The 14,073-nt window shown below is 45.2% G+C and carries 8 protein-coding genes, 11 tRNA genes and 1 rRNA gene; 19 read left to right on the forward strand and 1 reads right to left on the reverse strand.

Annotated features, from left to right (window positions below; all coding sequences use genetic code 11):
- The first annotated feature begins 11 nt into the window (after window positions 1-11).
- The 12 genes from rrf (at window position 12) to CXK86_RS22060 (ending at window position 1,125) form a co-directional block, all read left to right on the forward strand.
- A 5S ribosomal RNA gene (rrf, locus tag CXK86_RS22005) occupies window positions 12-128 on the forward strand.
- A gap of 84 nt (window positions 129-212) precedes the next feature.
- A tRNA-Asn gene (locus tag CXK86_RS22010) sits at window positions 213-288 on the forward strand.
- Between the two features lie 3 nt (window positions 289-291).
- Window positions 292-364 (forward strand) — tRNA-Thr (locus tag CXK86_RS22015).
- Between the two features lie 10 nt (window positions 365-374).
- Window positions 375-446, forward strand: a tRNA-Glu gene (locus tag CXK86_RS22020).
- A gap of 7 nt (window positions 447-453) precedes the next feature.
- Window positions 454-529: transfer RNA gene (locus tag CXK86_RS22025), tRNA-Val, on the forward strand.
- A 9-nt stretch (window positions 530-538) separates the two neighbouring features.
- Window positions 539-613, forward strand: a tRNA-Gln gene (locus tag CXK86_RS22030).
- 9 nt (window positions 614-622) lie between these two features.
- Window positions 623-698 (forward strand) — tRNA-Lys (locus CXK86_RS22035).
- A 6-nt stretch (window positions 699-704) separates the two neighbouring features.
- A tRNA-Leu gene (locus tag CXK86_RS22040) sits at window positions 705-785 on the forward strand.
- 10 nt (window positions 786-795) lie between these two features.
- A tRNA-Gly gene (locus CXK86_RS22045) sits at window positions 796-870 on the forward strand.
- Window positions 871-878: 8 nt separating this feature from the next.
- Window positions 879-955, forward strand: a tRNA-Arg gene (locus CXK86_RS22050).
- 15 nt (window positions 956-970) lie between these two features.
- Window positions 971-1,044, forward strand: a tRNA-Pro gene (locus CXK86_RS22055).
- A 10-nt stretch (window positions 1,045-1,054) separates the two neighbouring features.
- Window positions 1,055-1,125 (forward strand) — tRNA-Gly (locus CXK86_RS22060).
- Window positions 1,126-1,359: 234 nt separating this feature from the next.
- Here CXK86_RS22060 and CXK86_RS22065 read toward each other — a convergent pair.
- Window positions 1,360-1,707 carry a WGxxGxxG family protein gene (locus tag CXK86_RS22065; protein WP_076328832.1) on the reverse strand — a complete coding sequence of 116 codons (348 nt, stop codon included), beginning with the start codon at window positions 1,705-1,707 and terminating at the stop codon, window positions 1,360-1,362.
- Window positions 1,708-2,284: 577 nt separating this feature from the next.
- On the opposite strand from CXK86_RS22065, the gene ppc reads away from it, so the two are divergent.
- The 7 genes from ppc (at window position 2,285) to glmS (ending at window position 13,239) form a co-directional block, all read left to right on the forward strand.
- Window positions 2,285-5,077: a phosphoenolpyruvate carboxylase gene (gene ppc, locus CXK86_RS22070; RefSeq protein WP_101314558.1), complete on the forward strand. Its 2,793-nt coding sequence runs from the start codon at window positions 2,285-2,287 to the stop codon at window positions 5,075-5,077.
- Window positions 5,078-5,337: 260 nt separating this feature from the next.
- Window positions 5,338-5,904 carry an RNA polymerase sigma factor SigW gene (gene sigW / locus CXK86_RS22075; RefSeq protein ID WP_036614044.1) on the forward strand — a complete coding sequence of 189 codons (567 nt, stop codon included), beginning with the start codon at window positions 5,338-5,340 and terminating at the stop codon, window positions 5,902-5,904.
- A gap of 136 nt (window positions 5,905-6,040) precedes the next feature.
- On the forward strand, window positions 6,041-6,655 hold the full coding sequence (locus tag CXK86_RS22080; protein WP_036614042.1) for a zf-HC2 domain-containing protein: 615 nt from the start codon (window positions 6,041-6,043) through the stop codon (window positions 6,653-6,655).
- Between the two features lie 314 nt (window positions 6,656-6,969).
- Window positions 6,970-7,806 carry a diadenylate cyclase CdaA gene (cdaA, locus tag CXK86_RS22085; protein ID WP_047841664.1) on the forward strand — a complete coding sequence of 279 codons (837 nt, stop codon included), beginning with the start codon at window positions 6,970-6,972 and terminating at the stop codon, window positions 7,804-7,806.
- A complete protein-coding gene (locus CXK86_RS22090) occupies window positions 7,799-9,292 on the forward strand; it encodes a CdaR family protein (protein WP_180361848.1) in 1,494 nt (497 codons plus the stop codon). The genes cdaA and CXK86_RS22090 overlap by 8 nt, the downstream gene beginning before the upstream one ends.
- 72 nt (window positions 9,293-9,364) lie before the next feature.
- A complete protein-coding gene (gene glmM, locus CXK86_RS22095; RefSeq protein ID WP_017692121.1) occupies window positions 9,365-10,705 on the forward strand; it encodes a phosphoglucosamine mutase in 1,341 nt (446 codons plus the stop codon).
- 701 nt (window positions 10,706-11,406) lie between these two features.
- Window positions 11,407-13,239, forward strand: a complete 1,833-nt coding sequence (glmS, locus tag CXK86_RS22100; RefSeq protein WP_036668148.1) for a glutamine--fructose-6-phosphate transaminase (isomerizing) — start codon at window positions 11,407-11,409, stop codon at window positions 13,237-13,239.
- Window positions 13,240-14,073 lie beyond the last annotated feature (834 nt).

Raw genomic sequence — 14,073 nt, forward strand, 5'->3', positions numbered from 1 at the left:
TAAGCTATGCGTTTGGTGGCGATGGCGGAGGGGTTCCACACGTACCCATCCCGAACACGACCGTTAAGCCCTCTAGCGCCGATGGTACTTGGACCGCAGGGTCCTGGGAGAGTAGGACGCCGCCAAGCGAACTCTTTCATCATACATAGAAAACAGGCTCTGCATGTGGACGTTGTACGATGAATTGCATTTGCCCTGCAAATGCATATTATTCCCTGATAGCTCAGTTGGTAGAGCACTCGACTGTTAATCGAGTTGTCACAGGTTCGAGCCCTGTTCGGGGAGCCATTTGCTCTCATAGCTCAGTAGGTAGAGTGCATCCATGGTAAGGATGAGGTCACCGGTTCGATCCCGGTTGAGAGCTTTGGAAATGGGGCCCGTTGGTCAAGGGGTTAAGACACCTCCCTTTCACGGAGGTAACAGGGGTTCGAATCCCCTACGGGTCATATAGATGGAGGCTTAGCTCAGCTGGGAGAGCATCTGCCTTACAAGCAGAGGGTCGGGGGTTCGATCCCCTCAGCCTCCACCATATTTTTATTGGGGATTAGCCAAGCGGTAAGGCAACGGACTTTGACTCCGTCATGCATAGGTTCAAATCCTATATCCCCAGCCATTTTAGTATGAGTCATTAGCTCAGTTGGTAGAGCACCTGACTTTTAATCAGGGTGTCGAAGGTTCGAGCCCTTCATGACTCACCATCATATGCGCGTGTGGCGGAATTGGCAGACGCACTAGACTTAGGATCTAGCGTCTTTGACGTGGGGGTTCAAGTCCCTCCACGCGCATCTTTTATTTGCGGAAGTGGCTCAGCGGTAGAGCATCGCCTTGCCAAGGCGAGGGTCGCGGGTTCGATTCCCGTCTTCCGCTCCAATATTTTTGCGCCCTTAGCTCAGCTGGATAGAGCGTTTGACTACGAATCAAAAGGCCGGGAGTTCGAATCTCTCAGGGCGCGCCATTATTTTTTTAGTATCGGGATGTAGCTCAGCTTGGTAGAGCACCTGGTTTGGGACCAGGGGGTCGCATGTTCAAATCGTGTCATCCCGATTGTTGTTATGCGGGTGTAGTTCAATGGTAGAACTTTAGCCTTCCAAGCTAATAGCGTGGGTTCGATTCCCATCACCCGCTTACAGAATATAATGAAAGAGCCTTTGCAGATGCAGAGGCTTTTTTATTTTATTTAACGAAATAATCAGCAGTTATTTTATATAATAATTTATGTAAAGTATAATACAGGTTTATTTAAAAAAGAGCCAAGACCCCTTTACTATCCAAATAGGGAGGTCTTGGCTCTTCTGTTTATCTTTGTGGATGAGCTGCCTCTAAGACGCAGCAGCTATTGTATAGTGAAGAGCGCACAATTTAACGTTCGTTGTGGTCCGTCACTCTTTTACGCATGCCAGCTAATCCAAGCAGTCCCAACAAACCAAGCCAGCCCCAATCCATGCCGTTGTCACGGTCGGTTGTTGTGGCGTTTGCCCGAACATTGTTGGTACGATAGTCACCATTGTTGCGGTAGTTTCCATCCATGTTCATATTCATGTTGGAATTAGTGTTTGTGCGGTCCATGTAGTTGGTGTCCTGATAAGACCGGACACGTGAGCCGGTTGTATCCATTCCTTTGGACATATGACCATCAGCAGCAGCAGGGCCAGCCATCGCGGCCACCAGAAGCACGGAAGCAATAATTGTTGTACCTTTCTTCATCATGTGGATTCCTCCTTTTTAGTAAGAGCTACAGATTAATCTGCCCAAGAAGACCAGTACAATATGTAGAAAAAGTCTGTTAAGATATACCTTTGAGTCCAATTGAATAACAACATACATAAGAAACTTGCCTAGTAAGCAGACTGTAGTGGGAAGAAAATTATAATTACATCTTTAATTTATTGCGTCACTGTGGTAAAGTATACGAAAGCTTGCTTTGCCGGTCATGTTTCTTTGTATATCATCTGTTCTCAAACAATGAAATTATGCGGTTTAACCTTAATATCAGGTACAGGGGATCATATCTAAAAGAACTGTATATTTATGAGTTTTTAAGAATAGGTATGAGACTTTTGATTTATCTAAAGTACGTGAAAAAGGTATCATGCGACAGTATATGACCATTAATTGAAGCAGAACAAGAAAATGAATAAAAAAGCGTGTTTTTGTGCTGTAAATCGGGGATAATCCCCATTTTTTCTAGTAGAAAAATAAAGATTTTCGTACCATTTTATTGTATGATGTTATGAAGGTGTCAAATTTACGTGTACGAATGGAACGATCAGATGGGAGGATAAGCATGACTGAAACTATGGTAACCGCCAGCAAAAGCCAATCCAACAACCTGCTTCGGCGAGACGTGCGGTTCCTGGGCAATATACTCGGAGAAGTTCTTGTCCATCAAGGCGGCACGGAGCTTCTAGATATCGTTGAGAAGATTCGGGAAACGAGCAAATCGTTGCGTGCAGAATTTCTGCCAGAACTCTATGCAGAGTTCAAAACGATGATCCAGGAATTAGACTCGGACAATCGTCACCAGGTTATTCGGGCTTTCGCTATTTATTTTCAATTAGTTAATATTGCTGAACAAAACCATCGGATCCGGCGTAAACGGGATTATGAACGTTCTGCTGGGGACGCTGTGCAGCCAGGATCGATTGAGAAAGCAGTACAGGATCTTAAGGAACGTGGACTGTCTCATACAGAGGTGGAAGAGATTCTCGACGATTTGTCGTTGGAACTCGTTATGACAGCTCACCCAACCGAAGCTATGCGCCGGGTTATTCTGGACATCCATAAACGGATATCCGAAGATGTCATGTCACTTGATAATCCTACGCTGACGTTGCGTGAACGTGAACAGTTGCGTGAGAAGCTGCTGAATGAGGTTATTACACTCTGGCAGACAGATGAACTTCGCGACCGCAAACCGACTGTGCTTGATGAAGTGCGGAACGGGATGTATTACTTTCATGAAACGTTGTTCCACGTACTTCCGGATGTATATCAGGAGCTGGAACGCTGCCTGAACAAATTTTATCCTGACCATGACTGGCATGTGCCGACGTATTTGCGGTTCGGTTCCTGGATCGGTGGAGACCGGGATGGAAATCCTTCGGTAACTTCAGATGTAACATGGCAGACACTGTTGATGCAACGTAAGCTTGCTTTGCGTGAATACCAACGGATTATGATTGAACTTATGGGCCATCTCAGCTTCAGCACAAACATCATTCATGTATCGGATGAGCTGGTGCAGTCGATTGAGCAGGATCGTAATTCTGTTACATTGAAAAAAGTGGATATCTGGCGGAATGAAAAAGAGCCATACCGCATCAAATTGGCTTATATGATTGCCAAGCTGAACAATGTACTGGATGAAAACAAATTAGGTCAGCCTGACCGTTATCATAGCGCACAGGATTTGATTGATGAACTGATGATTATTGATCGAAGTCTGCGCCATCATTTTGCCGATTACGTAGCAGATACGACCATTCGCAAAATGATTCGTCAAGTCGAGTTGTTTGGTTTCCATACCGCAGCATTGGATGTGCGTCAGCACAGTAAGGAACATGAAAATGCGATGTCGGAGATTTTGGCGAAAATGAACATTGTAGAGGATTATGCGCGTCTGACTGAAGACGGTAAAATCGATCTGCTTGCTCGTTTGCTGGATGATCCACGTCCGCTTACTTCTCCTTATCACCAATACACGGAGGGAACCAAAGAGTGTCTGGATGTCTTCCGTACCATCAAGCGTGCCCAGAACGAATTTGGGAACGGCTGTATCACAAGTTACCTGATCAGTATGACGCAGGGCGCAAGTGATTTGCTGGAGGTTATGGTATTTGCCAAAGAAGTGGGCTTATTCACCAAAGGTCACAACGGTGACGTTGTATCTACACTTCAAGCGGTACCGCTGTTTGAAACGATTGATGATCTACATGCGGCTTCGGACATTATGCAGAAGCTGTTCAACCTTCCTGTATACCGCGCAAGCGTAAAAGGACGGAATGAACTGCATGAAATCATGCTTGGTTATTCAGATAGTAACAAGGATGGCGGCGTGGTTACAGCCAACTGGGAATTGCGTGTAGCAATGAATGCCATCACGGCTGTAGGTAATGAACACGGCGTTAAGCTGAAGTTCTTCCATGGACGTGGCGGGGCTCTTGGACGTGGCGGCATGCCACTCAACCGCAGTATTCTTGCTCAACCACCACATACGATTGGTGGGGGCATCAAGATTACGGAGCAGGGAGAGGTTATTTCTTCCCGTTATTCCCTTCAGGGGATTGCATACCGCAGTCTGGAGCAGGCAACTTCGGCTCTAATCACAGCAGCACTTAATGGGCTTGAGCCGCAAGAGTCAGCATCCGAACGTCATTGGGACAGCATCATCAAAGAGATTTCGGAAGTATCTCTGACGAAATATCAGGATCTGATTTTCCGTGATCCAGATTTCTTCACCTTCTTCAAAGAATCAACGCCGCTTCCGGAGGTTGGTGAGCTGAATATTGGTTCTCGTCCATCCAAGCGTAAAAATAGCGATAAGTTTGAAGATCTGAGAGCGATCCCTTGGGTATTCGCCTGGACTCAAAGTCGTTATCTGCTTCCGGCATGGTATGCGGCAGGAACAGGATTGCAAAGTTACTATCAGGATAAAGAGGAAAATCTGGTTGTCCTGAAAGAAATGTATGCAAACTTCCCATTCTTCCGTACATTAATTGATACGGTACAGATGGCCGTAGCCAAGGCTGATCTGGTCATTGCCAAAGAATATTCAGCCATGACTTCGAACAAGGAAGCCCGTGATCGCATCTACGGTCAGATTGAAGCCGAATTCAAGCTCACAAAAGAGCTGATTCTGAAAATTACCGGAGAAGCTGAAATTCTGGATGATGTACCGGTTATTCAAGAATCCATCCGCCTTCGTAACCCTTATGTGGATCCGTTATCCTACATGCAGGTTCAACTTCTGAGCGAGCTCAGAGATATGCGTGAACGTGGTGAGGATGATACGGAACTGCTTAGAGAAGTGTTGCTGACAATCAATGGAATCGCTGCAGGACTTCGTAATACAGGTTGATTATCAATTTGTTGTGAATGATGATTATATGTAACAAAGTACCCATTACTTTGTTAACTAAAAAGCTCCATTCTCTGCTCTACGGAGTAAGAGATGAAACGGGACTCCTGCGGGAGTTCCCGTTTTTACTGTTTTTGGCGGATATTTGTCATACAGTCTTGATTTTTGACCAAAGTTGATTTACGATTTGATTGGTGAATTACAAGTGTGGACGGGTATCAGAAGACGGAAGACCCATCAGCATGTCTGGGGGAATAAGGGTGGACAATTTGGAGAACAGGCTTATTAAACTGGTGCTCAAGGGCGACCAGAGAGCCTTTGCAGAAATCGTTGAACTATATAAGGACAAGCTATTTCATTTGGCATACCGGATGCTGAACAATCGTCATGAAGCTGAAGACGTTGTGCAGGAGACGTTTTTGCGTGTGTTTCGTAATATGGAGAAGTACGACCCGAACCAGAAGTTCTCAACCTGGATTTACCGGATCGCAACGAATCTGTGTATTGACCGACTGCGCAGGAAGAAACCTTCATACTCATTGGATGCTGAACTGAATGATCAGGAAGGATCTGATGGTTATGCGATGCTCCCGAGTGATGATCGTACACCTGAGAGTGAAGCGCTCCTGTCAGAAACGCAGACACTCATTCGTGAGGCCATTGACAGTTTGCCAGCCAAGTATAAGTCCGTTATGATTCTGAGATATTTACAGGACTTGTCGCTACAGGAAATCAGTGATGTGACAGGTATGCCCGTAACAACGATCAAGACACGCGTTCATCGGGGCCGTGATTTTCTACGTAAAAAATTGGAGTATAAGTTATAAATGTTAACCGCCTTTAAATATGGGCGAAATTATTTGAAACATATCCGAAACGGATGCGTATGTAATGTATGCAAGTCTTATGCGTGCTTTTTAATGGCACATGGACTAAGTGATTTAAGAAAGGATTGGCTCTCATATGGATTGCAACTCGGCCGTCTCTTTAATGCATGAATGTTTGGATGAGTCGTTGTCCCCGGCCCAGAAGGTTGAACTGAAAAGTCACCTTGTGATCTGTCCGGATTGTCGCATGCGCTTTAAAGAGTTGGAACAGACGGAAATGTTACTCTTTGCCATGAAACACTATTCACCGTCTGCCTCTGATGAGCTGACCAATCGAATTATGAATGCTCTGCCCCAGCCCAAGAGACAGCAAGCATGGCTCAAATGGGTCAAAGGACATCCCGCGCTGACGGCGGCAGCCTTCTTTTTGGTCGTGATGCTCTTTAGCGCCTTGAATTTCTGGAATCAGAATAACGAAATGGTTGTTAAGGGAAATAATCTGGACCAGATCGTGATTCAGGGTAACACGGTTATTGTTCCTGAAGGTAAGTCAATTGCTGGCGATCTTACGATAGAAAATGGAACCGCACAAGTATATGGTGATGTGAACGGCAATCTGACGGTTATCGACGGACAACTGTTTCAGGCTTCAACGGCGCATATTTCAGGTCAGGTGAAAAGTATTGATCAGGCGCTGGACTGGTTCTGGTACAAAATAACCAATATGGTAAATGAAGTGGCTTATCGCTAGAACAGGGTAAAATCTTCAATGGTATATACCAAGCAGGGTACCTCCAGATTGCATGGGGTACTCTTTTTTTATACGCAAACTTTGTAATTCATGGTAAATGTGATGTTTATGTGCAGTTTGAGACTGCCGTAACTTGCAACCTGAACGTTAACGTTATAACCTAGATACTAAAGAGAACATACTACTACATATAGATAAGCATTTTGCACAAATCAAATAATGCAAAAATGCGGAGACAAAGGATTATATAAAATCCTAATGGGTTAATATGAGATCAGGGTTTACTCATCAATGGGGATAGCGGGGGCTGGCTTATGAATTATTTTGCTGACTTAACGTGGACAGAGTCCATTAAGGACGTTATCGATATATTGATCGTTACCTATATTATGTACAAACTGATTTTGCTTGTGCGGGGGACACGTGCGGTTCAGCTCCTAAAAGGGATTCTGTTCCTTGTGTTGATCTGGGCATTAAGTACGTGGCTAAACTTGTATACGCTCAAATGGTTAATGAACCAGATGTTTACGTTTGGTGTCGTTGCGGTCTTCATTATCTTTCAGCCGGAACTGCGTCGTGGTCTGGAGCAATTGGGACGCGGTAAGCTGTTTGGACGTTCAGCGGCAGCGAGTGATGAAGAACTAACCGTGTTAATTGGTGAGATTATTAAGTCAGTTAATTATTTGTCACGGCGTAAAATTGGCGCTTTGGTCGTATTTGAACGTGAAACGGGTCTGAACGATTACACGGAATCGGGCATTAAGATGCAATCTCTGGTCAGCTCGGAGCTGATGATTAACATCTTTATTCCAAATACACCGCTCCATGATGGAGCCGTTATTATACAGGGAAAACAGATTTCGGCGGCAGCTTGTTATTTGCCATTATCAGAGAATCCTTTTATCAGTAAGGAATTGGGAACACGTCACCGTGCAGCAATCGGGATTACCGAAGTTGCAGATGCGATCTGTTTGGTTGTCTCCGAAGAGACAGGACAAGTGTCACTGGCAATGAATGGACAGGTCGTTCGTGATATTAAGGAAGAATCGCTGATTGCCAAACTGTATGAGGAGTTGCGCCCTACATCCAATCTGAAAAAGAATGGCTGGACAACCTTCTGGAAACGGAAGGGAGGACGTAACAATGGATAAGTGGTTTAACAATAATAACTTTGCCAAAATACTTGCACTTGCGGTGAGCCTGCTGCTCTGGTTCATGATTCATCTGGATGAAGTACCTACCACCCCTACGATTACAACAGGGACAACCAACAAGGTTGTGGAACGTACGGTGCCTGTTCAACCTTATGGATTAGACAGCAATAGCTATGTGCTCACTTCATTAAGTACGGATGAGGTCCGGCTGGAGATCAAAGGACAGCGCTCGATGCTAACATCGATCTTTACGAATGACGATTACAAGGTACTGGTCGATCTGAGTCAGGTGAAAGATGGGTCCAATACACTGCCACTTGTACCTGATTTGCCTTCCGGGGTAGAAGTGGTCAGCATGGAACCTTCCATGGTTACGGTGAACGTAGAAAAATTGGGCACCAAATCCTTCAATGTGAATATTGTACCCGAAGGGGAACCATCCGCCGGATACAGCGCTGGAACGCCCGTAACTGAACCTTCGACGCCGGTTAAGGTAACTCTGCCCGAAGGGCAACTCGAGGCTGTAGCGAAGGTCCAGGGCAGTGTGAGCGTGAAAGATGCCAAGGAAGATGTCATACAGAAAAAAGTGAAACTTCAAGCATACGATGCTGAAGGCAAGGTCCTTGAAAATGCGATTATAACGCCTCAAACGGTTGAAGTCCGAGTTCCGGTCAATCAGCCCTATACATCTGTACCCTTAAGAATCAAATATTCGGGACAGCTTCCGGAAGGCCTGGTACTCTCCACGGTAGAGCCAAGCGTGAAAGAAGTCTCGGTTTATGGATCAGAGGATGCGCTTGCGGGTATACAGTCCTACGACCAAGTAACCCTTGATCTTACACAGTTTGATCAGTCGGGTACATCGACAGTTAACGTGGACTTGACGCCGCCTTCCGGTTTTGAGAAAATCGAGCCTAGTTCGATTCAGATCAAGGTAACCATATCACCATTTGACGAGGCAGAGGAGACAACCAAAGTCTTTCCGAACGTCCCCATCACACTTACCGGTGCGGGGAATGGACTGGAAGGGACGCTGGTTACGCCTCGAAGCGGCGGTCTGAACCTCACACTTACAGGCTCAGCAAGTATGCTTGAGGGTCTGAGTAGTGATGATCTCACGTTAACCGGGGATCTTGCTGGACTTGCGGTCGGAACGCATGAGATCAAGCTTGAAGCCGACCTGCCCCGTTATGCCAAACTGGATGAATCATCCACTGCATTGAGTGCGACGGTCAAAATTAGCGAAAAGGCTGAAGATACCACGACCACTCCTGGCGAAGAACCAACGGACGAGGGAACGGTAGCACCTGACCCAACACCAGCCGAGGTTGAAAATGGGGAAACAGAGCCTGTTCCTGATGAAGAAGAAACGGAATCGAATACGGATACTCAGGATCAGGGTCAACAGGGGAGCACAAGCAGTCGAGGTAATTTAAATAATAATAACAGCGGTACTGGCAGTAAAAGTGGCGCGAATCCGTAAACGTTCTAATTTTAAAATTCTCAAAAAATAATAATAGTGCTCGTATATGATGCGAATAGAAGGAGTTAAATCATGGGGAAATATTTTGGTACAGATGGTGTAAGAGGGGTTGCCAATAAAGAGTTAACGGCAGAGCTGGCTTACAGCATTGGACGTTGTGGTGGTTACGTGCTTGCAGGTGGTGTGGAAAGACCAAAAGTGGTTATCGGCATGGATACTCGTATCTCGGGATTGATGTTGGAATCCGCACTGGTTGCAGGTCTGTTGTCCATTGGCGCTGATGTGATCCGTCTGGGCGTTGTATCCACTCCGGGAGTGGCGTATATTGCACGTTTGTTGAAAGCTGACGCGGGCGTGATGATCTCGGCTTCCCACAATCCGGTTGAGGATAACGGAATCAAGTTCTTTGGTGGAGATGGCTTCAAGCTGTCTGATGAAACAGAGAACCGGATTGAAGAACTGATGGATGCGGAGACAGATCAATTGCCACGGCCAGTTGGTGGCGGGCTGGGTACTGTAACGACAGATGAAGAATCCCGTTATCGTTACCTTGATTTCCTGAAAACGACTGTAAATGAGTCGTTCTCTGGACTTAAAATTGTTTTGGACTGTGCAAACGGAGCAGCTTATGAACTGGCACCAAAATTGTTCAGTGAACTAGGTGCAGAAGTCATTGCCATTGGCGCTGAGCCTAACGGCCTTAATATTAATGAGCAATGTGGATCAACTCATCCAGAGAACCTGAAACAAGAAGTGCTCAAACATAAAGCAGATCTGGGTCTTGCTTTTGACGGGGATGCGGATCGTCTGATTGCTATTGATGAGACAGGCGCTGAGGTGGATGGAGACTTCATTCTGTGTATCTGTGGTGATGCGATGAATCGTGCAGGCAAGTTGAAGGACAGTACTGTTGTATCGACCGTTATGAGTAACATCGGATTCTACAAAGCAACAGAGAAACTTGCACTGAAAACAGCTAAAACGGCAGTAGGTGATCGTTATGTGATGGAGGAAATGCGTCGCGGCGGTTACAACTTGGGTGGAGAACAATCTGGCCATGTTATTTTCTTGGATTACAATACAACTGGAGACGGTATGCTGACTGCGATTCAACTCGTGGATACGCTCAAGGCTTCCGGTAAAAAACTGAGTGAACTAAAAGCGCTAATGACCCAGTACCCACAAGTATTGGTGAATGTACGTGTTGAAGATAAGAGTAAATACGAGGGCAATGCTGCAATCGAGCAAGCTATTGCTACAGTAGAACAGCAACTCGGCGATAATGGACGTGTACTCGTTCGTGCTTCAGGTACTGAATCTCTGATCCGTGTTATGGCGGAAGGACCAGATAAAGACGAACTTGAACAATTTGTGTCTCAAATTGCAGATGTGGTGCAAAAAGAGCTGGTATAGGACTGGAAGATGTAAGAGGCTTAATATAACATGATTTAGGACTTATGCATGGATATTCCTGCGTCCCGACCTGATGAGACCATAGGTCCGTTTATCCGGTCGGGGTTGTAGGTAAATATGCTAAAATTGTCACAGGTACTTTGCTCCATTGCAAAATGGACCTGACGTGCATATAATGAGTGGAGTCGTCATTCAGACACAGAAAGTGAGGAACGTAAGGTTACAGTTACACAAGCGCCAGAGCTTGGAGTTGCGCGGGATGATGTTGATCAGGATTTCTTCTAGGTTGAAGAACGGCTGATTAAGATCAACGGCAATCAAGCTGACGAGGTGGAGGTGTTCGGATTGTTCGGCGGGGACCTCCCGGTGAAGCACCAGAGCCGTAAACCGGATTGCGGAAAATGGATAGGTGACTGTCCACACAACGCGCCAGTGCAGGTGCAAGAGTTAAACTAAAATTCAAATGAATGTGCGTGAAGAGCGTAAACAGTACGCGGACGGGAAAATGATGTACATTCATGATTGCATTCATTACAGCTTATGATGACAGCGGGGCGACACGAGGTCGCTCTGATCATTGATAATTGAATAAGTACCAAGTATTCATGAAACGCTAGGCAATCATTCATTTTTCTGATATGCCGCCTCTGCCTGTTTCTCTTCGTGACACAGTATTCATATACAAACGGAGGAAATAAATTATGTGCGGTATTGTTGGATATATTGGTAATAAGAACACTCAATCGGTATTGGTCGAAGGATTGAAGAAACTCGAGTATCGTGGTTATGATTCTGCAGGTATCGCAGTATTCACACCAGAAGGTCTGCAAATCACGAAAGCTCTTGGTCGTCTTGCGAACCTTGAAGCCAAGCTGGATGGTGCACCACTGGTAGGTAATGCCGGAATCGGACATACACGTTGGGCAACTCATGGTAAACCATCGGATGAGAACTCTCATCCACACACAGATGGAAGCCAGAAGTTCTCTGTTGTGCATAACGGTATTATTGAGAACTATCTGGATCTGAAGGACGAATTGATGGCTCAAGGTCACACGTTCACTTCCGAGACAGATACTGAGGTTATCTCTCACCTGATCGCACGTGAATACAATGGTGATATCGTCAAAACAGTTCAAAAAGTGATCACGTTGTTGCGTGGCGCATTTGCACTGGGTGTATTGACAGAGCATGAGCCAGAGAAACTCGTAGCAGTGCGTCAAGCAAGCCCATTGATTATTGGTATTGGTGAAGGCGAGAACTTCATTGGTTCCGACATCCCGGCAATTCTGGAACATACACGTAACGTGTACATTCTGAATGATGGGGAAATGGCTGTATTGACACATGATGCTGTCGAATTGATGACGATTGAAGGCAACTTTATTTCTCGGGAAATGATTCGTGTCGATTGGGATGCTGTAACCGCAGAAAAAGGCGGATTTGAGCACTTCATGCTGAAAGAAATTCATGAGCAACCAAAAGCATATCGTGATACTATGCTGGGTCGCATCGATAATGAAGGCAAAAAAGTTCAACTTCCTGAGTTGAAAATGACTGAAGAACAAATTAAAAATATCCGTAACGTTCAAATTATTGCATGTGGTACAGCGTACCATGCAGGTCTGGTTGGACGTACAGTGATTGAGCAATTGGTACGTATTCCGGTTGAAACAGATGTGGCTTCCGAGTACCGTTACCGTTCCCCAATCGTGCACAAAGATACACTTGTAATTGTAGTGAGCCAATCCGGTGAAACTGCCGATACGCTTGCTGCATTGCGTGAAGCACAATCCAATGGGGCACATGTACTGGCAATCACAAACGTAGTGGGCAGCTCCATTGCACGTGATGCAGATGATGTTATCGCAACATTGGCAGGTCCTGAAATTGCAGTAGCTTCTACCAAAGCGTATACTTCGCAATTGATCGCGTTTAACTTGCTTGGTCTGTACCTTGCACAAGTTCGTGGTACTCAATCTGCAGAAGAGATTGAACACACGCTGGCAGCAATGCAAGCATTGCCTGAGCAAGTGGAATCCATGTTGGAGCAAGCGGAAGCAATTAAAGGATATGCAGAGCAAATCTCCAAACATGAACATCTCTTCTTCATTGGCCGTGGTCTTGACTATGCAGTAGCTCAAGAAGGATCTTTGAAGCTGAAAGAGATCTCTTATATTCACTCCGAGGCGTATGCTGCGGGTGAGTTGAAACATGGTACGCTTGCATTGATCGAAGACGGTATCCCTGTTATTGCCCTGGCAACGCAGGAGAACGTACTTGAGAAAACAGTGAGCAACATTAAGGAAGTAAAAGCACGTGGCGCAGATGTATTGGCAATTACGTATGAAGAGCACGTAGCACCATTGCTGAAATCCGTAGACCAAGCGTTTGCGATTCCTAAGACGCTGCCACTGCTTAGCCCTGCTTTGTCTGTAGTTGCGCTGCAATTGCTGGCATACTATGCTTCCCTGGCACTGGGTCATGATGTAGATAAACCACGTAACCTGGCGAAAAGTGTAACGGTTGAGTAAGGTATTCTGTACAAATTAGTTTATTGTCCAATGATAAATAAGTGTAGAACCATTAACAAAAGTATGGAACTACACGAACTATTGTCCAATGACATGGCTAACGGGTTGATCAATAGATTCAGTAAACTAATACAGTATAAACAAAATAATGGTCCTGATGACTCTAAGTCATCAGGGCTTTTTTGATGTTTCAGGTGGGTGGTTCTAAATATTAGAACCACCTTATTTGTGTTTTTGCATTGTAAATTGCGATCATTCATTGGACGAAAATCCATCAGATTATAAAGTATCTTAGGAAGAGTATCCTTTTGTAATTCTCACATTTGAAATATTCTTCGTGCACGAATGTAATCAACTTCTTAAAGAGAATCATTAACCTTCGCAACTCGTAAGTGCAAATATATCCCCAAGAAGGATGCGGATCGGGCATAAAAGATCATTTGAATGGTAAAGGAAGATGACTGAACGTGACTAGTACATCTTTCAGCAACTCACAAAATGGTATGCCAAGAAGCAACAATGCGCTCGATGAAGAAGCTTATTACACTAAGTGAAATCATTGTCCGTTCAACTTGGATTCAGAAGGCTATTGTAATCTGCATGTAAATGAGTGAAGGACATCGGAAAGCGTATAAGGGAAAACTTCACGTACGGTTTGACGAGGAGGAACAGAATATATTTCCCCTTTACTCTAACAGAGGCGTAGAGAAGAATGCGTGATACAAAACTATGTCGGCTACCATCCGTGCGGACGCTGTGGCCAGTTTACAGCCAGGCTTTCAGAAATTGGTCAGGTAATCATGTTAAGTTATTACAAAGTGCAAGGAATCGGAA

This window comes from Paenibacillus sp. BGI2013, from assembly GCF_002843485.1.
Taxonomy (GTDB): Bacteria; Bacillota; Bacilli; order Paenibacillales; family Paenibacillaceae; genus Paenibacillus; species Paenibacillus amylolyticus.

What these genes read in the sequence shown, in the direction of transcription:
- CXK86_RS22065 (WP_076328832.1), bottom strand. Translation starts at nt 1,707, where the DNA reads ATGATGAAGAAAGGTACAACAATTATTGCTTCCGTGCTTCTGGTGGCC.
- ppc (WP_101314558.1), top strand. Translation starts at nt 2,285, where the DNA reads ATGACTGAAACTATGGTAACCGCCAGCAAAAGCCAATCCAACAACCTG.
- CXK86_RS22080 (WP_036614042.1), top strand. Translation starts at nt 6,041, where the DNA reads ATGGATTGCAACTCGGCCGTCTCTTTAATGCATGAATGTTTGGATGAG.
- cdaA (WP_047841664.1), top strand. Translation starts at nt 6,970, where the DNA reads ATGAATTATTTTGCTGACTTAACGTGGACAGAGTCCATTAAGGACGTT.
- CXK86_RS22090 (WP_180361848.1), top strand. Translation starts at nt 7,799, where the DNA reads ATGGATAAGTGGTTTAACAATAATAACTTTGCCAAAATACTTGCACTT.
- glmM (WP_017692121.1), top strand. Translation starts at nt 9,365, where the DNA reads ATGGGGAAATATTTTGGTACAGATGGTGTAAGAGGGGTTGCCAATAAA.
- glmS (WP_036668148.1), top strand. Translation starts at nt 11,407, where the DNA reads ATGTGCGGTATTGTTGGATATATTGGTAATAAGAACACTCAATCGGTA.